Origin of the sequence: Clostridium algoriphilum (genome assembly GCF_020443705.1) — a bacterium.
Classification (GTDB): Bacteria; Bacillota; Clostridia; order Clostridiales; family Clostridiaceae; genus Clostridium_AD; species Clostridium_AD algoriphilum.
In genome coordinates this window covers 56,947-83,536 of record NZ_JAIZZK010000006.1, presented here as the reverse complement: position 1 = coordinate 83,536, position 26,590 = coordinate 56,947, and the positions used below count along the sequence as shown (strand labels likewise).

29 protein-coding genes and 1 riboswitch are annotated in these 26,590 nt (G+C 31.9%); of the genes, 10 read left to right on the top strand and 19 right to left on the bottom strand.

Annotation, left to right across the window (positions count from 1 at the left end; translation table 11 throughout):
- Window positions 1-67: 67 nt before the first annotated feature.
- From LGK95_RS07260 to LGK95_RS07250, 3 genes are all read left to right on the top strand, one after another.
- A complete protein-coding gene (locus LGK95_RS07260; protein WP_226123680.1) occupies window positions 68-490 on the top strand; it encodes a hypothetical protein in 423 nt (140 codons plus the stop codon).
- Between the two features lie 27 nt (window positions 491-517).
- Complete coding sequence (locus tag LGK95_RS07255) at window positions 518-1,009, top strand: hypothetical protein (RefSeq protein WP_226123677.1); 492 nt, start codon at window positions 518-520, stop codon at window positions 1,007-1,009.
- Window positions 1,010-1,362: 353 nt separating this feature from the next.
- Window positions 1,363-1,554 (top strand): hypothetical protein, encoded by a 192-nt coding sequence (locus tag LGK95_RS07250; protein WP_226123675.1) that lies wholly within the window; start codon window positions 1,363-1,365, stop codon window positions 1,552-1,554.
- A gap of 92 nt (window positions 1,555-1,646) precedes the next feature.
- On the opposite strand, the gene LGK95_RS07245 is transcribed toward LGK95_RS07250, so the two are convergent.
- The 9 genes from LGK95_RS07245 to hypA all read right to left on the bottom strand — a co-directional run bounded on the left by LGK95_RS07245 (window position 1,647) and on the right by hypA (window position 8,455).
- On the bottom strand, window positions 1,647-2,213 hold the full coding sequence (locus tag LGK95_RS07245) for a hypothetical protein (protein WP_226123673.1): 567 nt from the start codon (window positions 2,211-2,213) through the stop codon (window positions 1,647-1,649).
- A 66-nt stretch (window positions 2,214-2,279) separates the two neighbouring features.
- A complete protein-coding gene (locus tag LGK95_RS07240; protein ID WP_226123671.1) occupies window positions 2,280-2,984 on the bottom strand; it encodes an LrgB family protein in 705 nt (234 codons plus the stop codon).
- Window positions 2,977-3,330: a CidA/LrgA family protein gene (locus LGK95_RS07235; protein ID WP_226123669.1), complete on the bottom strand. Its 354-nt coding sequence runs from the start codon at window positions 3,328-3,330 to the stop codon at window positions 2,977-2,979. Before LGK95_RS07235 ends, LGK95_RS07240 begins: the two co-directional genes overlap by 8 nt.
- Before the next feature lie 347 nt (window positions 3,331-3,677).
- On the bottom strand, window positions 3,678-4,115 hold the full coding sequence (locus LGK95_RS07230; protein ID WP_226123667.1) for a hydrogenase maturation protease: 438 nt from the start codon (window positions 4,113-4,115) through the stop codon (window positions 3,678-3,680).
- A gap of 55 nt (window positions 4,116-4,170) precedes the next feature.
- Window positions 4,171-4,839: a hydrogenase nickel incorporation protein HypB gene (hypB, locus tag LGK95_RS07225; protein ID WP_226123665.1), complete on the bottom strand. Its 669-nt coding sequence runs from the start codon at window positions 4,837-4,839 to the stop codon at window positions 4,171-4,173.
- A 99-nt stretch (window positions 4,840-4,938) separates the two neighbouring features.
- Entirely contained in the window at window positions 4,939-6,339 is a 1,401-nt protein-coding gene (locus LGK95_RS07220; RefSeq protein WP_226123663.1) for a nickel-dependent hydrogenase large subunit, read from the bottom strand.
- Window positions 6,340-6,408: 69 nt separating this feature from the next.
- Entirely contained in the window at window positions 6,409-7,242 is an 834-nt protein-coding gene (locus LGK95_RS07215) for a hydrogenase small subunit (RefSeq protein ID WP_226123661.1), read from the bottom strand.
- Between the two features lie 193 nt (window positions 7,243-7,435).
- Window positions 7,436-8,110, bottom strand: a complete 675-nt coding sequence (gene hypB / locus LGK95_RS07210; RefSeq protein WP_226123659.1) for a hydrogenase nickel incorporation protein HypB — start codon at window positions 8,108-8,110, stop codon at window positions 7,436-7,438.
- Between the two features lie 3 nt (window positions 8,111-8,113).
- Complete coding sequence (hypA, locus tag LGK95_RS07205) at window positions 8,114-8,455, bottom strand: hydrogenase maturation nickel metallochaperone HypA (RefSeq protein WP_226123657.1); 342 nt, start codon at window positions 8,453-8,455, stop codon at window positions 8,114-8,116.
- A 209-nt stretch (window positions 8,456-8,664) separates the two neighbouring features.
- On the opposite strand from hypA, the gene rbr reads away from it, so the two are divergent.
- Together rbr and LGK95_RS07195 are read left to right on the top strand one after the other, a co-directional pair.
- Window positions 8,665-9,204, top strand: a complete 540-nt coding sequence (gene rbr / locus LGK95_RS07200) for a rubrerythrin (protein ID WP_226123655.1) — start codon at window positions 8,665-8,667, stop codon at window positions 9,202-9,204.
- Between the two features lie 11 nt (window positions 9,205-9,215).
- Window positions 9,216-9,473 (top strand): hypothetical protein, encoded by a 258-nt coding sequence (locus tag LGK95_RS07195; RefSeq protein WP_226123652.1) that lies wholly within the window; start codon window positions 9,216-9,218, stop codon window positions 9,471-9,473.
- 43 nt (window positions 9,474-9,516) lie between these two features.
- Here LGK95_RS07195 and LGK95_RS07190 read toward each other — a convergent pair whose 3' ends face one another.
- The 4 genes from LGK95_RS07190 to cobU are packed head-to-tail and all read right to left on the bottom strand — an operon-like array spanning window position 9,517 to window position 12,881.
- Window positions 9,517-10,281 (bottom strand): heme ABC transporter ATP-binding protein, encoded by a 765-nt coding sequence (locus LGK95_RS07190; protein ID WP_226123650.1) that lies wholly within the window; start codon window positions 10,279-10,281, stop codon window positions 9,517-9,519.
- Window positions 10,282-11,334 (bottom strand): FecCD family ABC transporter permease, encoded by a 1,053-nt coding sequence (locus tag LGK95_RS07185; RefSeq protein WP_226123647.1) that lies wholly within the window; start codon window positions 11,332-11,334, stop codon window positions 10,282-10,284.
- 16 nt (window positions 11,335-11,350) lie between these two features.
- Window positions 11,351-12,298 (bottom strand): ABC transporter substrate-binding protein, encoded by a 948-nt coding sequence (locus LGK95_RS07180; RefSeq protein WP_226123644.1) that lies wholly within the window; start codon window positions 12,296-12,298, stop codon window positions 11,351-11,353.
- A 22-nt stretch (window positions 12,299-12,320) separates the two neighbouring features.
- Window positions 12,321-12,881: a bifunctional adenosylcobinamide kinase/adenosylcobinamide-phosphate guanylyltransferase gene (gene cobU / locus LGK95_RS07175; RefSeq protein WP_226123642.1), complete on the bottom strand. Its 561-nt coding sequence runs from the start codon at window positions 12,879-12,881 to the stop codon at window positions 12,321-12,323.
- A 162-nt stretch (window positions 12,882-13,043) separates the two neighbouring features.
- Window positions 13,044-13,222, bottom strand: a riboswitch (cobalamin riboswitch).
- Between the two features lie 323 nt (window positions 13,223-13,545).
- On the opposite strand from cobU, the gene rd reads away from it, so the two are divergent.
- Window positions 13,546-13,707, top strand: a complete 162-nt coding sequence (gene rd, locus LGK95_RS07170) for a rubredoxin (protein ID WP_226123640.1) — start codon at window positions 13,546-13,548, stop codon at window positions 13,705-13,707.
- A gap of 104 nt (window positions 13,708-13,811) precedes the next feature.
- On the opposite strand, the gene LGK95_RS07165 is transcribed toward rd, so the two are convergent.
- The 5 genes from LGK95_RS07165 to LGK95_RS07145 all read right to left on the bottom strand — a co-directional run bounded on the left by LGK95_RS07165 (window position 13,812) and on the right by LGK95_RS07145 (window position 19,771).
- The gene (locus tag LGK95_RS07165) at window positions 13,812-14,012 is read right to left on the bottom strand and encodes a hypothetical protein (RefSeq protein WP_226123638.1); all 201 of its coding nucleotides are present in this window, start codon (window positions 14,010-14,012) and stop codon (window positions 13,812-13,814) included.
- A 252-nt stretch (window positions 14,013-14,264) separates the two neighbouring features.
- On the bottom strand, window positions 14,265-16,364 hold the full coding sequence (locus tag LGK95_RS07160; RefSeq protein WP_226123636.1) for a sodium-translocating pyrophosphatase: 2,100 nt from the start codon (window positions 16,362-16,364) through the stop codon (window positions 14,265-14,267).
- A gap of 317 nt (window positions 16,365-16,681) precedes the next feature.
- Entirely contained in the window at window positions 16,682-17,911 is a 1,230-nt protein-coding gene (locus LGK95_RS07155; protein ID WP_226123634.1) for an ABC transporter permease, read from the bottom strand.
- A 46-nt stretch (window positions 17,912-17,957) separates the two neighbouring features.
- Complete coding sequence (locus LGK95_RS07150; protein WP_226123631.1) at window positions 17,958-18,650, bottom strand: ABC transporter ATP-binding protein; 693 nt, start codon at window positions 18,648-18,650, stop codon at window positions 17,958-17,960.
- Window positions 18,650-19,771 (bottom strand): efflux RND transporter periplasmic adaptor subunit, encoded by a 1,122-nt coding sequence (locus LGK95_RS07145; RefSeq protein ID WP_226123629.1) that lies wholly within the window; start codon window positions 19,769-19,771, stop codon window positions 18,650-18,652. Before LGK95_RS07145 ends, LGK95_RS07150 begins: the two co-directional genes overlap by 1 nt.
- Before the next feature lie 558 nt (window positions 19,772-20,329).
- On the opposite strand from LGK95_RS07145, the gene LGK95_RS22355 reads away from it, so the two are divergent.
- Window positions 20,330-20,458 carry a hypothetical protein gene (locus tag LGK95_RS22355; protein ID WP_264174495.1) on the top strand — a complete coding sequence of 43 codons (129 nt, stop codon included), beginning with the start codon at window positions 20,330-20,332 and terminating at the stop codon, window positions 20,456-20,458.
- Window positions 20,459-20,612: 154 nt separating this feature from the next.
- Here LGK95_RS22355 and LGK95_RS07140 read toward each other — a convergent pair whose 3' ends face one another.
- A complete protein-coding gene (locus LGK95_RS07140) occupies window positions 20,613-22,163 on the bottom strand; it encodes a nitrite/sulfite reductase (RefSeq protein ID WP_226123777.1) in 1,551 nt (516 codons plus the stop codon).
- Window positions 22,164-22,285: 122 nt separating this feature from the next.
- Between LGK95_RS07140 and LGK95_RS07135 the strand changes: the two genes are divergently transcribed.
- The 3 genes from LGK95_RS07135 to LGK95_RS07125 all read left to right on the top strand — a co-directional run bounded on the left by LGK95_RS07135 (window position 22,286) and on the right by LGK95_RS07125 (window position 26,189).
- Window positions 22,286-23,176 carry a LysR substrate-binding domain-containing protein gene (locus LGK95_RS07135; protein WP_226123627.1) on the top strand — a complete coding sequence of 297 codons (891 nt, stop codon included), beginning with the start codon at window positions 22,286-22,288 and terminating at the stop codon, window positions 23,174-23,176.
- Window positions 23,177-23,469: 293 nt separating this feature from the next.
- Window positions 23,470-24,597, top strand: coding sequence for an ABC transporter ATP-binding protein (locus tag LGK95_RS07130; protein ID WP_226123625.1), 1,128 nt, complete (start codon window positions 23,470-23,472; stop codon window positions 24,595-24,597).
- Window positions 24,597-26,189: an ABC transporter permease/substrate-binding protein gene (locus LGK95_RS07125; protein WP_226123623.1), complete on the top strand. Its 1,593-nt coding sequence runs from the start codon at window positions 24,597-24,599 to the stop codon at window positions 26,187-26,189. The genes LGK95_RS07130 and LGK95_RS07125 overlap by 1 nt, the downstream gene beginning before the upstream one ends.
- The last annotated feature ends 401 nt before the right edge of the window (window positions 26,190-26,590 follow it).

Here is a 26,590-nt window from a genome sequence, read left to right as displayed (position 1 = left end):
AATTTTTATAACAGAAACCTAGAGTACATCATATACTGTAATGTAAATACTTTTAGGAGCTAACTTAATGTATATTGATGACGATTTTATTAGATTTTATGATCCAAACTACATGTATGCTAACGAAACTCAAGATTTTCCTATAACATGTCCATACAGGCAAATGGCTCCTCCCACACCCTTTCAACCTGGACCTCAAGGACCTCAGGGTAGGCCACCTCAAGGAATGCCGCCCCAAGCGCCTCCAAACTTTACACCATCCCAACCTCAATCACAACAATTTGGTGCTACCCCTCTAGCTATAGACGCGGGGGCAATTAGACCTTGTATCTTTAGATTGGTATATATATGGCCAAGAAGAGAAAGAGGCTTCTGGGCATTCCTTACATTTGTGGGTCCTAGATCTGTATCTGGATTTCGCTGGAACAGAAATACTTGGAGATATTTTGGAATGGATTTAAGAGATATTAGTAGTTTCCAATGTTTTTAAAATAGTAATGAAGAATTGAGGATAAAAATGAAAAAATTTCAACCTTTTTACGGAATGATTACCATGATTAATGATTTTTTAATAGACGAATCCGGAGAAGGAGCAGGATGTTATAAATTAATATCTGTAGAAAACAGATATGGAACTTTAGTAAATTTTGTTGTAGAACCGAATACTTACTTTGTAGACCATGTAATGGTGTCCCTTGGAGATATGGTAACTGGATTTTATGATGCAAATGCAGCTGTTCCTCTCATTTTCCCACCACAATTTAGAGCAATTGTTATGGCAATAGATACACTCTACCAAAATGTGAAGGTAGACAATTTTAACGATCAGATGGTTAGTAGCGATAATGCTTTAAAATTAAACATTGGCCCCTTCACACAGATAGTACTAGAAAATGGGCAATCCTTTACAAGATACCCTGCAAACAGGGATTTAATTGTTATCTATGGTGCTACCACAAGGAGTATACCAGCTCAAACTACACCCTATAAAATTGTTGTTATGTGTTAGATGTTTTGGAGGAAACATAACTAAAAAAATACTCACTCGTTTTACCTGTCAAAACGACAGGTAAAACGAGTATTTATTTATATGAATTTAAATCTGCCTATATCAATTTTTGGTCACTTTCTAAATAAAGATAATCTCTAGCTTCATTTAACCCTATACTGTACTTGAATAAAACCTTAATGAATAGATTATTCTATTACTTAATTAAATTAAAAATTGTAATGTTAGTGATAAAAAACGAATATGATTATATATATGAAAATAATATAGTAACAATTGATTGTCTTTTGAATATAATAATATAGTTACTAAGTAGTATCCTAATATTTTTTAATTTACTAAGGAGGTACCCTATGGAAACGAAAAATTGTAAGCAACATTTTGAAGAAGTGGCATATCATCTTCGAAATGCGAAAAGCTGTCTACGCGATGCACTCAGTACAGTACAAAAGCCTGAAAACAAACTACAAATTGAAAATAATTTTAATCTCGTAAGTGGAGCGCTACAAGATGCCACCACTATACTTTCAAATTATAAAGATTAAATTTATAGTAAGGGCGGAGTATATACTCCGCCCTTACTATATAAATAATATATGTTGGAAAATTTTAAGATTTATATTATTAATTAAAATATTTACGCAAACTGACTTAAGCATTCTAATAATTTATCATAATTGTTTTTGGCTATTATTTCTCTGTCCTTAACATTTCCCATCTCTTGTTTATTAAAAGCTTCATTATTATTTAAATTTACTAGAGTCTCTTTTACAGTTTCTTTAAAACTTGGTATCATATTTATTATTTTTTTGACTCCATAAATATATTCATCATCATAAAGCTTAAAACATTGAAATAGACCTGATGTAAGTCTCCCATCTGAAAATATGTAAATATATCTATCACTCATCTCATCTGACAAATCCACTTCAACCTTATGCTTATACAGCCTAAAAATAACATCATTTTTTTCTACAAAAATAGGAAATATCGTAGAAAAAAGCACCTTTGTTTCCTCTCCTTCCTCAACTAGACCTGTAAAATCACTCTCATTAAGTTTTTCAACTATTTCTTCTGTAAAAATGAATTTGCGTATTTCTTTTCCCAATTTGCTTCTTAGTTTCTGCTCTTTTTCATCTGATAATAAATTGTCTATTGAATCAAACAACTTATTTAATGGGCCTTTACTCTCTTCTTTTTTCATAATTATAATACCTCCTTGATCTTCATACATTATATTTATAGAGTTAGCTAGTTATATTATAATCAATTAATTAAACATTTGCAGAAACGCTTTCCATAAGAGAGGATATAAAAGAACAGTGACAACCCCCGATATAGCCATAGTTAAGCCACTCATTGCTCCCTCGATTTCTCCCATTTCCATAGCCCTCGCTGTTCCTACTGCGTGAGAAGATGCTCCCATAGCAATACCTAGAGCAACTTTATCCTTAATTTTAAAAATTTTATATAAAAAAGGTCCAACAATAGAGCCTATAATTCCTGTCATAATAATAGCTACGACAGTAATTGATGAAAGTCCACCTAACTGCTTTGACAAAGCTATTCCTATAGGTGTTGTTATAGATTTTGGCATTAAAGATTTTGTGAGCAAGTTAGTTAGTCCAAATAATTTTGAAAGAAATGCTACACATATAAAACCCGAAATAGCACCACTAAAAATCCCTATAAGTATTGCAGTAGCATTTTCTTTAAATAAAACAAATTTTTTATACATAGGTAGTGCTAATGCAACTGTAGCCGGAAATAAGAAGAACGAAATTATTTGACCTCCGTTATTATAGTCTTTATATGTAATATGAAATTTTGTAAGAAAAAGTATTAATATAACAATTGCTATTAATAGCGGATTAAATATTGAAAGTCTCCCTTTTTTCTTTATAAAGATCCCAATTTCATAAGCTATAAGAGATGCTATTACGCCAAAGATCGGTGAAGTAATTAATTCATTCATTTATTCGTCCCTTCCTTAAAAATTTAACCATATAAGCCGTTACAGTCCAAACTAAACATGTGGAAAAAACAACTATAATTATAAATGGTATCCATTTTCCTTTTAATACACCAAAAGCTGTCATTAAACCTACCCCCGCAGGAATAAAGAAAAAAGACATATTCGATAACAAGAACTCACAAAGTTCCTCTATCATTTCAACTTTAACTATTCCTACTTGTAATCCTAAAAACAGTAAAATGAGTCCAATAACAGATCCTGGAATTGGTAACTGTAATGTTAGTTGTAATACAGTACCAATAAGATATGGAATTAAAACAATCATTAATTGCCTTAAGTATTTCATTTTTTCACCTACTCATTAAAATTTTCCTATTTATCTATTTACTTTCTTTTCTTAGGCAAATCATTATATAATAACTGTTAAACATAATATACTTTCAATTAGTTATAAACATTATAATTATAATAATTAGTCTTTCTAGGTATACCATCTTTTAACTCAGCAGTCAAAAACAACTCATTGAAGTTTTTGGCTTAGTAAACGGTAATCATATTTTCATTGGTTAAAAAAACTCTCATTTGCTTACTTTTTCTAATTGACATAATCTTTACCTAAATAATATTTTTAGGTTTACTTTCCAAACTTCCAATTTCACTCTTATTATCAACATATGCTTGCATTTAGAGTATTTATGAAATAATAAACTTCAATATTTTACTAGATATGCATTCTAATTTTCCCTCTAAAATATGACTTAAACCAATATTTATATTAATACTAGCAATCTCTATTCCTACAAAGTATCCATTAATATTTAAATTGTACATATTCACTAATTCCAATAATCCTAAAGAGTGAATAGACCTATTCTGACCTCTAATCTTTCTTATATCATCCAAGCTTTTAAAAGTTACAGTGCCTGGTGAATTTCCATAATATGTTGAATCAATGATATAAAATACATCACATTCATTTAATTTTGAAAAACAAAATTCTACATCTGTTTCTCCTATAATAGCCTCTATACCTTTATCCTCTATGATATTTTTAATTTTTTCTAAAACTAACACTGCTACTGAATCATCCATCATCAACCTATTACCTATAGCAATAACCTTTTTACCCATATTAATTCAACCCCTTAATATAAAAAAATCCTGCTATAAACAGGATTTGAAATTTTTATTTGTGACTACTTATTTTTCTCTTTACTTGTTCCAAAATCCATTCACTTAGTTCATCTATTCCTATATTTTTAGTGCAAGAGGTTTGAAAAATCTTTGCTTTGTCATTCAATAATTTAGTATCTTCGTAAAACTCTTCTTCCTTAAAATCCGTAAATTGCATTAAATCAATTTTATTTAATATTATCGCTGTGCTTTTTTCAAACATCAATGGATACTTTAAAGGCTTATCATTACCTTCCGTCACACTAAGCACGCAAAGTTTTATATCCTCTCCAATTTCAAATTCAGCCGGAGATACTAAGCTCCCTACATTCTCTATGATAATAAGATCTATCTCTCTTAAATCAAAGTTTAATGATGCTTCCCTTACCTTAGATCCTTCTATATACGAAGATCCCGCAGTATTAACCTGTACTACTGGGACTCCCTTGGCCTCAATCCGCTCTGCATCTTTAGTGGTATATAAGTCTCCTTCAATTACCGCCATATTTAAGTTTTGTTTAAGCTTTGGAATTAATTTTTCAAGTATAGTAGTTTTACCGGACCCAGGAGCGCTCATTAGATTTATAACAAATATGCCCTCTTCATCGAAAAGGTTTTTATTTTCCTCATGAATCTCTTCATTAGTATTTAACATATTAATACTAATCTTTATTTCACTCATTTCACTATTCTCCTTATATTGTATACATATATAATTCATATCTTCTTAGGCATTTTTAGAAATATTTAGTTAGATGAATAATGTTTTATTTTAGATGTATCAAGTAATATTTATACAATAAGGCTCACCGTATTCTGTATTAACATGGGTAGCACAAGATATACAAGGATCAAAAGAGCGCACTATACGGCCTATTTCTACAGGATTCTTAAGGTTTTGAATTTCAGTACCAATAAGAGCACTCTCGAGAGCCCCATGCTGACCCATCTCATCTATTGGTGATAGATTCCAAGCAGTAGGAGTAACTATATCACAATTCTTTATGACCCCTTTTTCTATAGTAGTCCAGTGTCCGAGCGCTCCCCTAACGGCATCACAAAGTCCTATTCCCTGTGCACTCTCTGGAATAATATATTTTTCCTGTACTGCTGGTATAGGCTCTATTGCATCAAGTATTATGAGCATTTTTTCACAAATCTTTTTCCCTTCAAGTACCCGAGCCATAAGCCTATCCATGGTGGATATACTATTTCTATAGGAACCTGATAAAATCATACGAGCAAGTGGCCCAACCTGTACAACTTTACCTTTATACCTAGGTGCTTTGATAAATGTATATGCTCCCGGCTTTTTAATATCTGTTTCAGATGGATAATTTGATGGAACTTCAGTAGGTTTCGAATCTTTATACCAAGCAAATGCTGAACTCTCCGTTATTGCTTTTACGTCTAAATTAGCTACCTCACCGTCAATACAACTTAAAGGCTGTACATACTCCATATCTTTATTATGCAAATCATGAAATAGTCCATAGGTTAAAAGATTCTTTGTCCCACCACCAATTTTAAAATACTCTGGATAATAATGAGCTATAACATTTATATCGTAAACCATGTTTCCACACATAAATTCACTAATAGAGTGCAGTAGGGATTTCATTCTTATAATTTTAGAAGCATCCATGTTTGCAGTGGTTCCACCCACAAATACACCATGGTTATGTGGTACTTTCCCACCTATAAGAGCTATAATTTCATGGGCAAGGCGACTACATTCTAGTGCCTTCACATAGTCTTTATTGATTTTTTCTGTGTATTTCTCGGGAAGTCTAAAATCATAGTTTGAATTTCCTGGAACCAATGTTATATTCACGTAATCGGGAAATACAAAAATACAAATTTGCCTCATGATATTTTGAAGAAACTCAGCTCCATGAGCAAAATCTCTGATTTTTACTCCATTCTCATTCGGCTTTACCTTTAGTGCATCTTCAAGTGCAAGACTTGCTACTAATCCATGTGATGTAGAACATATGCCACATATTCTTTGCGTAAAATATACTGCATCTAATGGGGGCCGTCCTATTAACATCTTTTCAAAACCCCTAAACTGAATCCCACCACTTTTAGCTTCTACTACTTTATTTTTTTTAATTTCTACTTCTATGCTTAAAGGACCCATAATTCTAGTTATAGGGTCTATAGTTATTTTGGTAGTCACCACAATCACCTCACTCTAGAATAAATTTGAACTATCAATTGTTATCTACCTGTGGTTTTTAAACATTTTTCAGTACTTAACAAATGGTTCTGTACCATCCGGGAAAAATTCACTAGCACAACCTATGCAAGGCGTATTAGCCTCTACTGGCCAATTTATTCTTGAATTCCATAATCCAAGCGGACAGTAAGCTTTTGTAATAGGGCCTTTACATCCAACCTTTATCATGCACTCTTTTTCTCCTAGTTTCTCTGCATATACCTTATTATCAAAATACGAGCGTCTTGGGCAATTAGTGTGGTTGCTTTCTTTAAAAAACATTATTGGTCGCCCTTTCTCATCTACTTCAATCTTTTTATGAAGAATAATACTAGCTATAGTTCCCATAACCCACAAAGGGTTCGCAGGGCAGCCTGGAATATTTATTACTTCCTTTTGAAGGAAACCCTCTAAACTTATGCATCCTGTTGGATTAGGTTTAGCTGCTGATATTCCTCCAAACGAAGCACAAGTTCCAATAGCTATTATTGCTTTTGCTTTCTTTGACGCTAAATTAATAGCTTCTGATGTAGGTACCCTCCTGCCTTTATAGGTTGCAAATATATTATAAAAGCCCTCATCCATATTAGTTAGAGCCCCTTCTACTCCTAATATAAAATCAGTATTTAAAACTTCCAAGAATTCTTCATAGGCAACTTCACCTTCTGCTTGCATAAGGCTGGGGCTAAATTTCAAATTAACCATTTCCTTTAGAAAATAAGGAACATCCGGCTTATCTGCATTAAGAAAGGAAATTATATTTCCCATACAACCATTAGCCTCCATCCATACAAAATTAATTTTCTTTGCCTCACCCTTATGAATTTCATTTATGGCACTCTTTATAAGTCTTCTTCCATTCAAAATACTCCCTCCTATTTATCCATTCTTAATATATATTGAAAGAATATCTTAATTATGCAGTATTTGGTACTGAATAATCATATTTTAAATAAATAAAGCCAGAGATACATAATCTCTAGCCCTCTTGTACAAAATCTAACATATCCTTAGAGTAAGCTCCTTAAAAATATCCAAGGTTATTTTTGCTTCTTCTTTATCTATTGTTAACTTTTAATTTTTTACTTTGTATTTTTAGCATTAACCATGAACATATTTCATCTATACCCTGATTTTTAACACAGGATGTTTCAAATAGATCTACATTAGCATTTAAAGACCTTATATCTCTATAAAAATCTTTTTTGTCAAAATCAGTGAATTCTATTAAATCTAATTTATTTAAAATAATTGCACCACTTTTCTCAAACATTAGTGGATACTTCAAAGGTTTGTCATTCCCTTCTGTAGTACTCAAAACACAGATTTTTATGTCTTCACCAATTTCAAATTCAGCGGGACAAACTAGATTACCTACATTTTCTATTACAAGCAAATCAATTTTATCAAGGGTTAATGCATTTAATGCATTTTTTATCATTTGGCCATCAAGGTGGCACGCTCCGCAAGTGTTGATTTGAATCACTGGAACGCCCTGAGCCTCTATTCGCTCGGCATCTTTCGTGGTATAAATATCTCCTTCAATTACAGCTATATTTATATTGTTTTTAAGCTTAGCTATTATTCTTTCAAGTAAGGATGTCTTCCCTGAACCAGGTGAACTCATTAAGTTTATTACATAGATGCCTTTTTCGCATAGTAGTCTTTTATTTATTAAGGTTATCTCATCATTTTTTTGAAGTATATTGGTAATTACCTTTATTTCACTCATATTTTAATCTCCTTCTATAGTATTTACATAAAGCTCATATCCACTAATAATACTAGAACAAAATTTATTACAGCATGGACAAAGTTTATTGAAATGGTCGATTGGATATTTCTGTTTGCAATCTTTGCATTCAGCAACTGCATTAACTTTTTCTATTTCTAAAGTCGAACCTTCAAGCAGTGTATCTACTATACAGATCTCAAATGCAAAATTTAAGCATTCTGGCATAACACCAGATAACTCCCCTATTTTTAACGATACCTTATTAACTTTAGTTAATTTATTTTCAATCGCTTTCTCTGAAACTATTTTAATAACATTTTGAATTATAGAAACTTCATGCATATTTATCTCCTAATTAATTTTAGTTCTTTCATATTAGTATATATATGTTAAATTCTTTGTTAAAATGTTTTTAATTACAACTACATTTTCATTCAACCCATCACAAGCACTTTTAATATATTCTATGTGATGTCTTTTTTTAATGTAACCTTTAAAAGCATAATGAATAGAATAATAAGGAAGATAAATTACTTAATGGAGGAATAGAAATGCAATTAAATGGTAGTAAAACTGAGAGAAATCTTTTAAGTACTTTTGCGGGGGAGTCAAGAGCAAGAAATAAATATACATTTTATGCTGAAAAAGCAGAAAAAGAAGGATATGAATATATAGCTTCTATCTTTGAAGCTACTGCAAACAACGAAAAGGCTCATGCAAGAGAAGTTTTCAATAGATTTCTTAAGATGAATAAAAATACTGCAGAAAATTTAAAAGACTCTGCAAAAGGAGAAGCTCATGAAAGTAACACCTTATATAAACAATTTGAAAAGGAAGCTATAGTAGAAGGTTTTATGGATATTGCAAATTTCTATAAAGAATTACAAGAAGTAGAAGAAAGTCATGAAATGAGATTTATGAAAATATATGAAAATCTTGAAGCCGGCATGATGTTTAAAAGAAACACTGATGTAAAATGGCAATGTATGAATTGTGGATATATTCATATAGGAAAAGAAGCACCTGATTTTTGTCCACTATGTAAGTTTCCAAAGGCTTACTTTAAAATCTATTGTGAAGACTATAAATAGGAGGAATGAATATGATAATTTATTATCCCACCTACTATTTAGTACCAGTAGCCCCTTTAATACCTTTAGATGAGGTTGACTACAACGTTCGTTATAACGAAGACTACAGTGTTCGCTATAATGAGGACTACAGTAGCCCTTATACCGATGAATATAGAGCTAGGTACAACATGGAAGGCAATGAATTGTACCACAATTCTTATAGAAATATTAATGAGGATATATTTTATGAGGTTGATGAGTCGTACGTAAATGATAGTCTTAAATGAAAAATTAAGCACAATTAATTATAATTGTGCTTAGTTTTTCACACTAAAAAGGCATAATAAAAGTCTTCCCTGTTTTAGGGTTTTTTGTTACATATACCTCTAATCCATAAACCTTTTTAATTATATCTTCTGTTAATACTTCCTCTGGGGCTCCATCTTTATAGACTTTGCAATCATGCATTAATATCATATGATCAGCATACGCAGCTGCAATGTTTAGGTCATGTAACACCGCAATAATTGTTACATTTTTATTTTTATTCAATTGTTTCAATTGATTCATTATTTCAATTTGTTGATGGATATCTAGGTGAGAAATAGGCTCATCTAAAAGAATTATTCCTGTCTCTTGAGCAATCGCCCGTGCAACAACCACTCGTTGTCTTTCTCCACCACTTAGTGCATTTATACTTTTATCTTTAAATTCCCAAGTATTTGTCATTTCCATAGCATTCTTCGCTATTTCCATGTCTTTTTCACTTTCTGAGCTAAACCTAGGTATATGAGGTATTCTTCCCATAAGAACTATATCTTGTACTGAAAAATCGAATTCAATTTCTGTGCTTTGTGATACCACAGCCATTTTCTTTGCTAGAATCTTTGATTTTATCTGGGTTAATTCCTCTTCATCAATATATATTTCGCCTTTATCCATATGTAATGATTTTGATAATATCCTTAAAAGAGTAGTTTTACCTGATCCATTTGGTCCTAGAATGGTATAAAAATTTCCTCTTTTTATATTTATATTGATATTTTTTAATACTTCTCTTTCAAATGAAAAACTTACATTATTTATCTCTATCAACTAAATCGCCTTCTTCTTTGCTTTATATAATAAAAATATAAAAAATGGCACCCCAAAAATCGAAGTAATGATTCCAACAGGTATTTCTGACGGAGGAAGTACCACCCTTGCAAGAGTATCACAAATTATTAAAAATATAGCTCCGAAAAGTGCAGAGAATGGTATAACAACCCTATTATCTGGTCCAAAAATCATTCTGATAGCATGAGGAACTATAAGCCCTACAAAACCAATAATTCCACTTACAGATACAACAACTGCCACCATTAAAGTACTTATTACAAATATATATTTTTTGAATCCATTTACATCGATGCCAAGGCTTCTAGCACTATCTTCTCCAAGTAGCATAATATTTAGATCTCTTGAAAATACAGCTATAAACAATATTGATGGGACTGTTATAATAGACAGTAAAATTACGTCACTCCAACCTGCTGTTGAAAAGCTACCCATAGTCCACATAACAATTTCCTCGATATTATCTCTATTAAAGGTCATCATTAATGAAATGATAGCAGATAATAAATAATTTAAAGCGACACCCGCAAGTAGCAGTGTAACCACTGGAACCTTTATGCCAACCCTCGCAACGTTATAAACTAAAAAGGTAGTTATTATAGCTCCTATAAAAGCGCTGCATGCTATCATGCTCATTCCAAAGAAATGGATTTCTTTAAGAAAAACCATAGTTATAGTGGCCCCAAGTGCTGCCCCAGATGAAACTCCAAGTATAAATGGGTCCGCCATTGGATTTTTAAAAATGCCCTGATAAGAAGTACCAACCACTGAGAGTGCTGCTCCTACAAGGCAGGCCAATAGTATTCTAGGAAGTCTTAAGTTTAGAAGTATAATTACAGATGTATATTTTATACCATCTAATGAAACAAAGTTATTTACTATTGGAATCTTACTCATAATAATTATGGCTGTCTGTTTCAAAGAAATATCCGCCACCCCTAAATTAGTAGCAATAATTATAACTATGAAGAGTAAAAATACCCCCACAACTAAAATTCTTTTATAATAATTTTTCTTATCAATGAATGTCATGATAATTTAACTCCTTCTATTTAAAAAGTTCAGGATGAATTAACTTAGCAATTGCTTCTAGCCCATCTGCAAGTCTTGGTCCTTGCCTAACAATAATATTTTCGTCAACTTCTAGCAAATTGCCCTTCTTTACTGCCTTCAAATTCTTGTATCCATTAGTAGCTTCTATACTTTTTTTTGAGTTGTATAACTTAGAGCATATTAGCACATCAGGATTCTTTTCCACAAGCTTTTCAAGACTGTATTTCCAACCAATTGCATCGTCTGCTGCATTTTTCCCACCAGCCATTTCTATCATATTACCGATGAACGTATCTTTCCCAGCAGTGAAATCACCACTTTTACCGAACCCTGCTATATAGTACACTGTTGGTTTTCTAGCACTTGCTACCTTGCTTGTTACATCCGCAACCTTCTTTTTCATGCTTAATGTTATTGATTGTGCTTTTCCGCTAGCATTTACAACCTGTCCAAGCTTTGATATTGTATTATGTACACCAGTAAAATCTTTTTCATCGCTCAGCACTATAACCTTTATATTAAGATTCTCTAATTTTTTTATAATATCCTTATTAAAAAGAGTTGAAGCAATAACTACGTCAGGTTTTAGTTCAACAATCTTTTCTATACTTGGCTGTAATAAGTCACCAACTGATGGAGCCTTAAGGGCCTCATTTGGATAATCATCGTAATCACTTCTACCAACTACAATTGACCCTTTTCCCAGTGCATAGATAATCTCTGTTATATTTGGTGCAATTGCTACAATTCTTTTAGGTTCCTTTTCAATAGTAACTTCTCTCTTATAAGAATCAACCACCTTTAAAGGATATACAACGTTACTTGTTTCTTTTTTGGTAGTATTAATATTCTTATCATTCGTAACTTTGTTACCACATGCACTAAACACAAAGCAAACAATAACTACTAAAACTATACTCATTATATTTTTTGTCTTGAACATAGGTTACCTCCATAAATTCCTCCTATTTGACCTTAATTGGTATACCACAAACCACCATATAAACTTCCTCCGCCCTCGATGCGATATACTGATTTACTCTACCTGCAATATCTCTAAAGACCCTTGACATCTTATATTCGGGTACAATTCCAGAACCAATTTCGTTAGTTACGAGAATTACCGTTTTCAAGCTTTTTTCCGCCTCATCAAGAAAGGCCTCTACCTCTTGTAAAATTTCAAGCTCCATTTTATCTATAGCCTGATTATTAAGATCATCAAAATTATCCCCTGCCCGGTCAAACATAAGATTTGTAACCATTATTGTTATACAATCTAATAAAATAAGATCAAAGTGAATTTTCGTGTTATAAAATACTTGTTTTAAATTCTTATAACCTTCATAAGTAGACCAATTATCAGGTCTTCTTTCCTTATGTTTTTTTACCCTATCTTTCATTTCATCATCAAATGGAATTGAAGTTGCAATATACAGTACCTCACCTCTAGTTTCTTTAGCCAACTTCTCGGCATAAGAACTTTTGCCACTCCTTGCGCCACCTGTTATGAGTACAATGTTTCTCATAGTATTCTCCTTTTAATTTTAATAATAGCTACTTATGCAAAAAATTTAGTAAATAAAAAAAACCACACCTCAAAGATGTGGAATAATGCAATTTAATTTTTGTGTATTGGATAACCCAATATTATTGCTAAATTACGCATTTTTCATCCTCCCTCCGAAGATTAAAATTTTAAGCGTTAGGCAGGTTTACTGGCTTTAGCATCATCTTACTCTCCAACCTTCTCAGTTTCCCAATGGTTTTTGGATTTCATCTTCTAATACAGTAGCGGTGGGCTGCAGTGGCTTTCAACCACTTTCCCTTTTAACCCTTTTTAAAAGGCACCTAAAGCTGATATTAAATTTTTATAAGTTTACGGTGATAATTGTAACATCAAGAAAATATTATAGCAATTAATTTAATATTAATTACCTTTCTTTATTATCCTACACAAATTTTATATTTATTCTATTTAATTTTTAAACAAATAGGAATAATAAAAATATTGTTTAAATATAATAATGTTGGTTAACATTATTAATCAGAAGTAATGTATAATGAACATTGATAATGTTAAATTATTTTAAAGATTGACAGAAATAATATCATTATTATTAAATAAGTTAATTAGTATATAATAAATAAGTTAATTAGTATATAATAAATAAATTAAGAGGAGATGTTTTTATGAGTAAATATGTTTGTTTAGTTTGTGGTTATGAGTATGATCCAGAAATAGGAGACCCTGATGGTGGAATAAAACCAGGCACTAAGTTTGAGGATATTCCAGAAGATTGGGTTTGTCCATTATGTGGAGTTACAAAAGATGATTTCGAATTAGTAAAATAGTAATCTTATGATACTATCAAAAAACTAATATTGAAAGCCAGTGAAGTTTAATCATAAATTGATTAAATTTCACTGGCTTTCTTATTTTCTTATGTCTCTAAAAATTATTTTTTACTAGTGCCATTAGCTGCTGATTCTGCTTTAACTTTATTTCTTTCTTCTTGAGTAGCATCGCCAGGACCGCTAGTCATACTAGATGCGTCATACATTCTAGTTACATCACTGTTTGTAGCATCACTGCCATCTCTATTTGCTCCTGGTTGGTTATTTAATTGCTTCGTTTCTTCTGAATTGTTTTTATTCATAAGTTTTCTCCCTTCGATTATAAAATTACACTGGATATTCAGCGCTTATTTAGTTTACCCATTTTGCTTGGAGTATAATCATAAAATTTGTAAAATGTTGAAGCACAGTTTGCTCCCACATAATAACGAATAATATTAAAACAGGAACAAATACTGAACAGTTAAAAGAGATAGAAGGCTAATGCCTTCTATCTCTTTTAATATGACATATTTAAATATATCATATCAACAATGTACAATAATGTATTAAAGCTAAAATATTGAAAACTGCAAAATAACTGCTGCAAATACTATTGATACCATTGAAAGCAACTTAATTAATATATTTATAGATGGACCTGAGGTATCCTTAAATGGATCTCCTACAGTGTCACCAACAACAGCAGCTTTATGACAATCTGATCCTTTTCCACCTAGGTTTCCAGCCTCAATATGTTTTTTGGCATTATCCCAAGCTCCACCTGCATTTGCCATCATAATAGCAAGTACAAAACCTGTTACAGTTGCTCCTGCTAGTAATCCTACCACTCCATTTACACCTAAAAGTAACCCAACTACTAACGGAATAATAATAGCAAGTAGTGCAGGAAGAATCATTTCCTTTTGTGCTGATTTTGTACAAATATCAACACATTGTGCATAATCAGCTTCTGCTTTACCTTCCATAAGACCAACTATCTCTTTAAATTGTCTTCTAACTTCTACAACTATAAGTTGTGCTGCCTTACCTACTGCATCCATGGTAAGTGCTGCAAATACAAAAGGTACCATTCCGCCTATAAATAATCCTATAAGGACAGCGGGATTTAATATTGACAAGTTAAGAACAAAATCTAAATTTTCTTTTTTTACAATAATCTCTACTTGATCTTTATATGCTGCGATAAGCGCAAGAGCTGTTAAAGCTGCAGAACCTATAGCAAATCCTTTGCCCGTAGCTGCAGTAGTATTTCCTAAAGAATCAAGAGCGTCTGTTCGCTCACGTACTATAGGATCCTGATGAGTCATTTCTGCAATACCACCAGCGTTATCTGCCACAGGGCCATAAGCATCCGTAGCCAATGTTATACCTAGTGTACTAAGCATACCTACTGCCGCTAAACCTACACCATATAAACCCATATTATAATCTGCTGATCCTCCAGCAAAATAAAAACTAGTTGCTATAGCCGTAGCTACGATTACAACAGGAAGGAAAGTAGACATCATTCCCAATGAAAGACCACCTATTATAACTGTGGCTGCACCAGTTGTTGTTGTCTGTGCTAATTTTTGAGTAGGCTTGTATGTGTCTGATGTAAAGTACTCTGTACAAAACCCAATTAAATTACCTGCTATAAGCCCACTTAATATTGCAAAGTAAACTCCTATGTGATTCCATCCAAGTACATTCCAAACTAGGAAGAAGGAAAGAATCGCAATTATTGCAGAACTTACATAAACACCTCGCCTGAGAGCCGCTAGAAGACCCTTTTGCTCAGCTTTTTCCCCTGATTTAACAAAGAAGGTTCCAATAATAGATGCAAGTACGCCTATAGATGCTATAGTCATAGGAATTGCAACACCCGAAACTCCAAGTCCAGCTGCTACGGCAAGAGCAGTAGTGGCTACTATTGACCCAACATAGGATTCGTATAGGTCTGCTCCCATACCAGCTACATCTCCAACATTGTCTCCAACATTATCAGCTATAACTGCTGGATTTCTTGGATCGTCTTCTGGAATTCCTGCTTCAAGCTTACCAACAAGATCTGCACCTACATCTGCAGCTTTAGTAAATATTCCTCCTCCAACTCGTGCAAATAATGCCATGGCACTAGCTCCCATTCCACAGGTAATAAGCGCACTTGTTATACTTTGAATTCTTAGTGCCGGTTCTAAATCTCTATACATAAAATCCAATACATAATAAAATATACTAATATGAAGAAGTCCAAGACCTACAACAGTAAGTCCCATTACTGCACCGCTTGAAAAAGCAACTTTTAAAGCACTGTTAAGACTTTTTCCAGCTGCATGTGTAGTTCTAACATTTGCATGGGTGGCAATTTTCATTCCTATGAAGCCTGAGAGACCTGAGAAGAGTCCTCCACTTATAAATGCAAATGGTGCAACCGGGGTAAGAAACCCAAATGCCGCAAGTATTCCAAGAACTACAAACATAACTACAAAGAAGATGGCCACTCCTGTGTACTGTCTTTTTAGATAGGCATCTGCACCTTTTCTGATAGCAACAGCAATTTTTTTCATCTGCTCTGTTCCTTCATCTTCTTTTAATACTTTACTTGCAAGATATCCGGCAAAACCAAGGGCTAATATAGAACAAATTGGTGCTAAAATTAATAAACTCATAATAAATTCCTCCTTCTTCAATGTTTTTTAATTTCTCTTAAAATCTACCTCTATTAAGTATTCAATACTCTTTTGTAAAATCCTTCAATAAACTATCTATTTGTGTAATTATATTACAAAGTATACCAAATTATCACTTAGTTCTATTAATAAGGAAAAGATGTTAAATTTAATTTTAACACCTTTTCCTTATGTTCCTAATATTTAATTAAATGATTTTTACTACTTTTAAATATGGTACTTTGAAAAGGGTACCCATTGTATTTTATATCGTAAGCTTTATCAATACTTCTTATGTGAAAATTCCTCCTTAAGTTCTATTCATAACGCAGTGCATCTATAGGATTTAATTTTGCAGCTTTCCTTGCAGGATAAATTCCAAAGAATACACCAACCGCTGACGAGAACAATATGACTTCTAAGACAACAATGATTGAGACACTAGGAACAATATTTGCAAAAGATCCTATTATTTGAGCTGCCACTATACCAAGTATCATTCCTATAAGTCCACCTATAAGCGACAAAATAACAGATTCAGTTAAAAATTGAAATAATATAGCATTAGTTGTAGCCCCTATTGCTTTTCTAATACCAATTTCTCTTGTCCTTTCAGTTACTGAAACTAACATTATATTCATAACACCAATGCCTCCAACTAAAAGAGATATAGCTGCCACAGCACTAAGAAAGCTCGTAAATATTCCTAAAACTTGATTAATTGAGGCAAGCATACTAGCTGAATTAGTAGCCTTATAAAGATCTGGAGTCTTATTGTCATGTTTATCCTGAACAATTTTCAAGGCATCATTACCAGTTTGCACCGAGTTCTCTTGAGACGTGGATGCTACACTAAGCGTCGAAATATTAAAATCTATTGGATATAAAGTTTTCAAAAATGTAACTGGTACTGTTACGAGGGTTGGTGTACTATTCCCACTTCTACTTGGTGGACCACCACTTCCGCTAAACATGCTGCTTGCTTTTGAAACACCAACAACAGTAGCACTCTTGCTTGATGCTACAGGTCCTAATTTAAATGACTTCCCTACAGCATCATCAGTTCCAAATAATGATATTGCTGAGGTTTGGTCAATTACTACAACTGCTTTACCTTCCTCAACTTCTCTATCATTTAGAAATCTTCCGTAGACAATCTCTACATTACTTATCAATGAATAATCTGTGTTAACACCGGTAATATTTGCTGTACTAGTTTTAGTATCAGTTCTCGCTGTTCCCTTCTCTGATACAGTCGGAGAAATATACTTAACTGTATCAACCCTATTTTTTATTTGCTTAACATCATCAAGCGTAAAGTAATCACTTGTCTGCTCTATTTTTGAAGAATCTACAGTTAACGTAACTGTATTTGATCCCATTTTAGCAAATTGTTCTGCAATATAATTTTTTCCCCCATTACCAAGAGAAACAATAGTAATTACTGAGCTTATTCCTATTATAATTCCCAGCATTGTGAGAAAAGATCTCATTTTATTTGATAGAATACTAGAAATAGCCATTTTGAAACTCTCTAAGATGTTCATAACTGCCCTCCATTTCATTGTGAAAAGTATGCGTTTAATATATTATCTATAATATTGTTCTTCCCTCAACAGGGTAATCATCAACTATATCTCCATCTAGGAATCTTACAACTCTTTTTGCACATTTTGCTATATCATCTTCATGCGTAACCATCAATATGGTTGAGCCTTCTGAATTTAACTTTTGAAATATTTTCATAATTTCAATTGAAGATTTTGTATCTAGATTACCTGTTGGCTCATCGGCCATAATAACTGCAGGATTGTTAACCATTGCTCTTGCAATTGCAACTCTTTGTTTTTGGCCACCAGATATTTCATTAGGCCTGTGTTTCACTCTATCGCTAAGCCCAACTTTTCCAAGTGCCGAGAGTGCTCGTAGTCTTCTTTCTTTCGGTGATATCCCTGCATAAAGCATTGGAAGTTCTACATTTTCAAGTACAGATATTCTTGGAAGTAAATTAAATGCTTGAAATACAAATCCTATTTCTTTGTTTCTAATTAGGGCAAGTTGATTATCTTCAAGATTTGAAACATCTTGACCGTTTAAAAAATATGTACCTGCGTCCATTCTGTCCAAACATCCTAAGATATTCATAAAAGTTGATTTTCCAGAACCTGAAGGTCCCATAATCGCAGTGAATTCGCCCTTTTTAACTTTAAGACTTACCGATTTAAGTGCAGTAAAATCAATATCACCAGTTACATACCTTTTTAATATATCTTTTACTTCAATCATTATTTTCCTCCTGTAACTGAAGCATCTTTAACAAAGATGCCATTTGTAATGGTGCTTCCTGGATTTAATATTACACTCTCGCCAGCTTTTACACCGCTTACAATCTGCGCAAATGCATCCGATTGTACTCCTAGTTCCACTGTTTTTTGAACTGCCTTACCATTTTCAGAGACAAACAAATAAGTTGATCCATCTTTATTAGTTAATATTGCTTCAGCAGGAACTTTTACAACTGCTAGTGCTTGCCTAAGTAATATATCAACATCTGAGTCAAAGTTTACTTTTAACTGTGGAGCTGCTTCTAATACATTAAGTTCTACAGTTAAAGTTGTATCCCCACCTGTTGCTGTTGTATTAACTGTAGCTGTTGGATAGATTTTTGAGACCTCAGCTTTATAAACTTTGCCATTACTCATAATTGTTGCTGGTTGACCTATTTCTACTTTAGCAGCATCATATTTTCCAACTTTAACAACTGCTTTTAAGCTTGATATATCCTGTACAATTATAGCCGTTTCTTGGCTTCCAGTTTGGCCACTTATAACATTAACATCCGTTACTACCCCATTAATGTCAGATGCAATGTATGAATTTTGTGATAACTTATTCTTTGCTGCATCAAGAGTTGTTTTTGCCAATTCAACAGCATTGTTGAGTTGTTTTACATTTTCATCTGATAGTTCACTTGCTTTTGCCGCGCTGATTGTTGTGGCATTCGTAGGAATATCTTCTGTATTTGCTATGGTATCTTTTGATTCATTGTTTTTATTTAATGCATCATTTTTTTTAGATATAGTATCGTTATAAGTGATTTGGGCAGACTCTATTTGATTGTTTAAATCAGCTGTATCGTAAGTTAAAAGAGTATTACCCTTTTTAACAATATCGCCAACACTAACTTTAACGTTCAAAATCCTAGTTGTTGCTGATGCCGAATAATCTTTTTCATTTTTAGATTTTATGGTAGCCGTTGTGGACAAATACATCTTTACATTGCCTATTGAAACTTTTTCCATTTTTACAATTGTACTCTGCTTCCTATTTTTTGAAGTAATTTGAACTCCCGCAATAATACCTACTAAAGCCACTATAACAACGCCAATAATAATTTTCTTTTTCATGATTGCCTCCCATTTATTTGTTATTATTAATTCTTATCTTATAATTCTTATTATATAATTTATATATCACATAATAAATATTAAAAATTTCTTAGGTAAATATTAATTTTTTATTAAGTTCATTAAAATTTTGACGACGAATTATCCCACTATTGTTAATTCAATTTTGGCTTTTAATATTCTCAAAAATAGGCATGAAGCCATATTTAATACGACTTCATACCAATCCACTATGCTTTTTATTATTGGATAACCTTTATATGTATATATTAATATAAATTCATAATATTTACAAGTAATCTATGAGTCACTGCCACCCTAGTCTATTATGAAACGTTTAGTATGAGAGAAAATTATGTAATTTTTTTAGATTAGTTATAAATTGTTTACAATATTGACACCTAAACGTAATAATTATTTAGTAATATAATACTTAGAAGTTATTGTTATAAAAATAATGCAATGCTTCCATCACTAAGATATCACTTTAAAAATTATATCAGGTCAATATTAAATTTATATAATAGCCTATAAGGTCAGAAATGGAGACAAATTATTATGAATCCTGAAAATAAGAATGTTACTGAAATGTCAAAAAATACATCCATTTTTATTACCCTTTGTGTTGTCGCTTCAGTTTTAGCACTCGTTGGAGTTAAAATACTGTTAACCACTGTACTTGTATAAATTTAATATAACTTACTAAACTGCTTAATATCGCAATTAAGGGAACTCTAATTTATATAGAGTTCCCTTAATTTAACAATATCGTATATATGTTTTTTATTTTGCACTTTATAAGAATAATTTTCTACACCTTTTATAATTATAGAATAAACTTCTATACTATATATTTGTTTATTATCTTATTAAACTCATCTACATTTTGCTCAGACCAACTAGTGAAATCTTTATTAGCGTTGTCTACAGCACTTGCAAGTTCAAATAAAAACTTTGGTACTTCCTCTTGTTTAATATCACCATAATTTTTACTAAGCTTAGTTTTACCTATTCCAAGATCTCCGCCAAAGTGTAATTCGAATACATTTGTAAGTTCATCTTGTACTCTTTTCTTCTTGCCACAAAACCCAATTAAACCTATTTCATGCACAGAACAAGAATTAGTACATCCTGATATATGAACACTAGGTAGTATATCTTTTGTTAAATTATTTTCTTTAAAATAGCTTAATATTTCCTTTAACGTACGCTGACTTTCTAAAATTCCCATCTGACAAGTAGGAACTCCAATACAAGCAACAGAACATTCTAGCGCTGTATTTCCACCCATTCCCTCAGTTAATCTAAGTAATATCTCAGCTTCTTTGCCATTTAAATTTCTAATATACAATCCTTCTGTCATAGCGAGTCTTATTTCTACGTCATCCATAGTCTCTATTTCATCAATTATTAGTTTCAAATGCTCACTTTTTAATTGACCTCCCATTGGGTGAACATATACACTGTATAATCCGTTTTGTTTTTGTGAAAATAGTCTCCAACTTTTTATAGAGGTTTTAATACCAACTTTGTCATAAACCTTATTCTCTACTTTAATTTTTAGATTTTCTTTAGCCTTAACTTTTTCTAAATAACTATTATAACAGTTTAAAAATCTTTCCTCACCCATTCTTTCCTTAATATATCTTATACGAGCCTTTCCTTTGTTTACGTAATCACCTTCATTAATAAAGAGCTCCGTTATTGCTTCAACATGGTATAAAATATCCTCCGGCTTAATTAACTGTTCACTCTCAGCGGACAATCTTGAATTTTTTCCCATTCCGCCACCTAAATATACTTTAAAATATTCTACGCCATTTTCTTTAACTGCCATAAACCCCAAATCAGTAGCAGTTACATGCGACTCATCCTTTTCATTACTTGAAAATGCAACTTTAAATTTTCTTGGAAGTTTATATGTATATATCTTACTTAAAAAGTGTTGTCCTACGGCTACGGCATAAGGTGATATGTCAAAAACCTCTGCACTCTCTACCCCTGATAGTGGAGATGTAGAAACATTCCTAGGGTAATTACCACCTGAGCCCCTTACATATAAGCCTTTATTTATACCTTCCTCCATAACATCACAAACTTCATCAATAGTAATCCCATGTAACTGCATTGCCTGTCGCGTAGTTATATGTATACTTTCTACCTTAAATCTCTTTGCAAAGTCATAAATTAATTTAAGATCTTTAATAGAAGCTATTCCAGCTGGCATTCTAAATCTTATCATAAATTCCTTGCCACTCCGCTCGGCATACACACCCATACCCCCAGAAGCTCCTTTAAAATCCATTTTACTTACTTCACCATTTAAAAATTTATATCCAAGTGCTCTAAAACCCTCAATTTCACCAAGAAGAATATCATTTAAAGCTTTCATCCATATCAATCCTTTCATATTGCAACATTCTTATGTCTATAGTATACTGGTTTTTAACCAATAAGTATAATACATGTTTTCTATGATGTTTATTAATATTTCTGATAGGTAGGGTGATAATTTTGATTGAAGAATTAAAAAGTTTTATTGCTGTTGTAGATAAAAAAAGCTTCACGAAGGCCGCAAATAACATCAACATCTCTCAGCCTAGTGTAAGTTTACACATTAAAATTCTAGAAAAATACTTTAACACAATGCTAATAGAAAGATCTAACAAACAAAGGAATATATTAATTACACAAACTGGCCAAATTTTATATAAAAAGGCTAAACAAGTAATCTCACTTTTAGATGATACAAAAGAGGAACTTAATAACTATCATAATTCCACCTCTGGCACTTTAAAAATTGGTGCAAGCATGACTATAGGAGAATTTTTGCTTCCATTAATACTTGGAGAATTTATAAAACAGTTTCCAAATGTGAAGCTAGAAGTTGCTATAGAAAATACTCATAATATTTATGAAAAATTCAAAAATTACGATATAGATATTGCTTTAACTGAAGGCACAGTTCCTGTTCAGGACTATACTTTTAAAAATTTTTATAAAGATACAATGGTTATTGTAACTCCCAATTCCTTTACTTATGATAAAAATATCGGACTTAAGCCATATTTATCTAATCAAACATGGATACACAGAGAAGAAGGCTCTGGAACCGGTGAATATTTGAATATATTTCTAAACACTGAAGGCATATCACCAAAACATTTCATTATACTTGGAAGTAATTACGCCATTAAAGAAGCCGTTAAAAACAATTTAGGAGTAACTTTCATTTCATCTTTGGTAGTGACTGCTGCCGCCGATAATAATGAACTTAAAATCATACCTACTAAAACAAAATACAATAGATTTTTTTCTTATTTAGTTCATGAAAAAAACTTATCAAAGATTGCTACACTTTTTGTCGAAAAATTAGAAAGATTCAGCAGTATGAATAAATATTAACTACATTTATTTTACTTATATGCAGTTAATTCACATCCGTATTCCCCATTTCTAACCCTCATATCACCTTTTACCAAATCTAAAAACACTATATAGCCAATAATAGTACTAATATCAAGCATATGGGTCATTTTTACCCATATATCGACTATACACTAATATTGATACAAATGTCACATTTATTCATAGTTTATGGAGTTTTCCAAACCTACAATCCTATGATATTATATAAGTTGTTAGTTATAATTAATAAAATTAGCTAACTTTCTATTATTATATTGAGGAGAGGTTATATGTTAGAGTTTAGGAATTTAAAGAAGGTTTTTAAGAACAAAACCGTAATTAACGACATTAGTTTTACTGTAAATAAGGGAGAGTTCGTAGTTATAGTAGGACAAAGTGGTTGCGGTAAAACCACAACTTTAAAAATGATAAATAAGTTAATTTCACCAACATCAGGAAGTATATACTTGGAGGGTAAAAATATATTAAAGGAAGATACCATTAAGCTTAGACGAAATATGGGATATGTCATACAGCAAACAGGGCTTTTACCACATATGACTGTAGGAGAAAATATTGGAATAATACCATTGCTCGAAAAATGGCCAGAAGATAAGATTCTTGCTCGAACAACTGAACTTCTACAAATGGTAGGAATGAAGCCAGAAGAATATGTAGACAGATATCCATGTGAATTAAGTGGAGGTCAGCAGCAAAGAATTGGAGTGGCAAGAGCTTGGGCAACAAATCCAGATGTAATTCTTATGGACGAGCCTTTTAGTGCTTTAGATCCAATTACGAGAAATCAGCTTCAAGATGAATTGTTTAACCTTCAGCAGGAGTCTAAAAAAACAATAGTTTTTGTAACACATGATATGGATGAAGCACTTAAGCTAGGTGATAGAATTTGCATTATGAAAGACGGAAACATTGTTCAGTTTGATACTCCAGAAGAAATTTTAAATAACCCTGCTAATGATTTTGTTAAAGAATTTATAGGAAAAAACAGAATATGGCAGCAGCCAGGGTTTATAAAAGCTAAAGATATTATGATTACAGAACCAATTACAACTAGTGGTAGCAGAACAGTAGTACAAGCACTCGAAATCATGAAAGCAAACAAAGTAGACAGTTTGTTGATCATTAATAAAGAAGACAAATTAGAAGGAATTATTACTATAAAAGATATTATACGGAATTACACAGGTTCTCTAAAGGTAAATACTATTATGGGCACAGAGATTAAAACCGTAAATTTAGATGACTCTTTAATAGACATATTAAATCTAATGAATGAGCTTAAAATTGGATATGTTCCAGTTGTAGATGATAGTTCAAAATTAGTTGGACTAATTACTGAGAGTAGCTTGTTACTTGTTTTAAGCAATCAGTATATTAACCAGGAGGATGAGGATTAATGGGTATAATAAATGGAATTATTAGTTTTAAAGATTTTGTATTTTCAAGACAAGGAGAGATAATAGATTTAACACTTCAGCATATTGAATTAACTGTATTTGCTGTCGTTATAGCTATAATTGTTGGAATTCCTTTAGGTATATTAATATCTAGAGTTAAGAAGTTAGCAGGACCAGTTATAGGTTTTGCAAATTTAATACAAGCAGTACCTAGTTTAGCTCTATTAGGGTTTCTAATACCAGTAATGGGAATAGGTAGTGCACCAGCAATACTTATGGTATTTTTATATTCACTACTTCCTATTATAAAAAATACATATACTGGACTTATGAATATAAATCCGGATGTAATTGAATCATCTAAGGGAATGGGTATGACAAATAAACAAATACTTAAGTTGGTTCAATTACCACTTGCGTTCCCAATAATTATGACAGGTATAAGAATATCAGCAGTTACGGCTGTTGGACTTATGACCATTGCAGCATTTATAGGTGCAGGTGGACTTGGGTATATGGTATTCTCAGGTGTGCAAACGGTAGATAACAATATGATTCTAGCCGGAGCTATTCCTGCATGTTTACTCGCCCTATTAATGGACTACATTGTAGAAAAAATAGAACAAGGTGTAACACCTCCAGGAATCAGGAAAGCGGATGGAACAATTAAGCTATCTAAGAAAAAGAAATATAAATTTAATAAAACAAAAAAAATCATAATTAGTAGTTTAGCTGTTATACTGATAGCTACTGGTGTATACATATCCACTAAAAAAAGTGACACAATTGTGGTAGGTTGTTACAACAGTTCTGAGCAAATAATACTCGGTAATATGCTAGCAACATTAATAGAAAAAAACACAGATATTAAAGTAGAAAAACATTTAAATTTAGGAGGTTCAGGCCTTGCGTATTCTGCATTAAAATCTGGTGAAATAGACATGTACCCTGAGTATACAGGAATGAGTCTAGTTGGTATTATGAAGAGAGCACCAATTAATGATCCAGCTAAAGCTTATAAAGTTGTAAGTGATTATTACATTAAAAATTACGGTATAACTTGGCTGGAGCCTTTTGGGTTTAATGATACTTATACATTGTCTGTAAGACAAGACACTGCAAAAAAATACAATCTAGAGACCATTTCAGATCTTGCAAAGGTTGGAGACAAGCTTAAACTCGGTGCTACATTAGAATTTTGTAACAGAGCAGATGGTTATCCAGGAATAACCAAACTATATAACCTTAAATTCAAAGAATTTAGTTCAATTGATGGAGGACTTCGTTATACTGCTATAGGTAATAAAAAAGTAGATGCTATAGATGCTTTTAGTACTGAAGGGTTATTAAAATCATATAAACTTAAGGTTTTAAAGGACGATAAACATTTCTTCCCAAATTATGATGCTGTACCAATAGTTAATAGTAAAACTCTCCAAAAACATCCAGAACTTAAAGATCTAATTAATAAATTAGGTGGTACAATTACGGATGAGAAAATGATAGACTTAAATTATAAAGTTGATAAGCTTGGAGAGGAACCAGCGAAAGTTGCTGAAGACTTTTTGAGGGAAAATAAATTGATTAAGTAATTTTCAGAAGTTCAATAATTAATTGAAATAACCGATTTCTACTGTTTGTGTGGAAGTCGGCTATTTTTCGTTAAAAAATAATACGGTCTGTATTTAAAAATGTTACTTAAGTTCTATGATATAATAGTTAAAGTAATTTGTAATTAATAGAAAAAATTGTTTATATATTCTTTATAACCATTTTATGATGATAATAGTAACTACAACTTGAAACAGTAGAAAAATTAATAATAATATAATCGAACAAAAATATAGAGGAGTGAATCTAATGGGAACTGTTATAAATGAATGACGAACCAAATTTTTGTGTGTTATGCTACTAGATTACCTGAAAATATCATATTAAAATTTTATATAATTTTATAAAATTATATAACAAGTTACAACTATTATAACTCCAA

Coding starts and splice junctions, on each gene's coding strand:
- LGK95_RS07260 (WP_226123680.1), top strand. CDS start 68: ATGTATATTGATGACGATTTTATTAGATTTTATGATCCAAACTACATG.
- LGK95_RS07255 (WP_226123677.1), top strand. CDS start 518: ATGAAAAAATTTCAACCTTTTTACGGAATGATTACCATGATTAATGAT.
- LGK95_RS07250 (WP_226123675.1), top strand. CDS start 1,363: ATGGAAACGAAAAATTGTAAGCAACATTTTGAAGAAGTGGCATATCAT.
- LGK95_RS07245 (WP_226123673.1), bottom strand. CDS start 2,213: ATGAAAAAAGAAGAGAGTAAAGGCCCATTAAATAAGTTGTTTGATTCA.
- LGK95_RS07240 (WP_226123671.1), bottom strand. CDS start 2,984: ATGAATGAATTAATTACTTCACCGATCTTTGGCGTAATAGCATCTCTT.
- LGK95_RS07235 (WP_226123669.1), bottom strand. CDS start 3,330: ATGAAATACTTAAGGCAATTAATGATTGTTTTAATTCCATATCTTATT.
- LGK95_RS07230 (WP_226123667.1), bottom strand. CDS start 4,115: ATGGGTAAAAAGGTTATTGCTATAGGTAATAGGTTGATGATGGATGAT.
- hypB (WP_226123665.1), bottom strand. CDS start 4,839: ATGAGTGAAATAAAGATTAGTATTAATATGTTAAATACTAATGAAGAG.
- hypB (WP_226123659.1), bottom strand. CDS start 8,110: ATGAGTGAAATAAAGGTAATTACCAATATACTTCAAAAAAATGATGAG.
- hypA (WP_226123657.1), bottom strand. CDS start 8,455: ATGCATGAAGTTTCTATAATTCAAAATGTTATTAAAATAGTTTCAGAG.
- rbr (WP_226123655.1), top strand. CDS start 8,665: ATGCAATTAAATGGTAGTAAAACTGAGAGAAATCTTTTAAGTACTTTT.
- LGK95_RS07195 (WP_226123652.1), top strand. CDS start 9,216: ATGATAATTTATTATCCCACCTACTATTTAGTACCAGTAGCCCCTTTA.
- LGK95_RS07185 (WP_226123647.1), bottom strand. CDS start 11,334: ATGACATTCATTGATAAGAAAAATTATTATAAAAGAATTTTAGTTGTG.
- LGK95_RS07180 (WP_226123644.1), bottom strand. CDS start 12,298: ATGTTCAAGACAAAAAATATAATGAGTATAGTTTTAGTAGTTATTGTT.
- cobU (WP_226123642.1), bottom strand. CDS start 12,881: ATGAGAAACATTGTACTCATAACAGGTGGCGCAAGGAGTGGCAAAAGT.
- rd (WP_226123640.1), top strand. CDS start 13,546: ATGAGTAAATATGTTTGTTTAGTTTGTGGTTATGAGTATGATCCAGAA.
- LGK95_RS07165 (WP_226123638.1), bottom strand. CDS start 14,012: ATGAATAAAAACAATTCAGAAGAAACGAAGCAATTAAATAACCAACCA.
- LGK95_RS07160 (WP_226123636.1), bottom strand. CDS start 16,364: ATGAGTTTATTAATTTTAGCACCAATTTGTTCTATATTAGCCCTTGGT.
- LGK95_RS07155 (WP_226123634.1), bottom strand. CDS start 17,911: ATGAACATCTTAGAGAGTTTCAAAATGGCTATTTCTAGTATTCTATCA.
- LGK95_RS07150 (WP_226123631.1), bottom strand. CDS start 18,650: ATGATTGAAGTAAAAGATATATTAAAAAGGTATGTAACTGGTGATATT.
- LGK95_RS07145 (WP_226123629.1), bottom strand. CDS start 19,771: ATGAAAAAGAAAATTATTATTGGCGTTGTTATAGTGGCTTTAGTAGGT.
- LGK95_RS22355 (WP_264174495.1), top strand. CDS start 20,330: ATGAATCCTGAAAATAAGAATGTTACTGAAATGTCAAAAAATACATCC.
- LGK95_RS07140 (WP_226123777.1), bottom strand. CDS start 22,163: ATGAAAGCTTTAAATGATATTCTTCTTGGTGAAATTGAGGGTTTTAGA.
- LGK95_RS07130 (WP_226123625.1), top strand. CDS start 23,470: ATGTTAGAGTTTAGGAATTTAAAGAAGGTTTTTAAGAACAAAACCGTA.
- LGK95_RS07125 (WP_226123623.1), top strand. CDS start 24,597: ATGGGTATAATAAATGGAATTATTAGTTTTAAAGATTTTGTATTTTCA.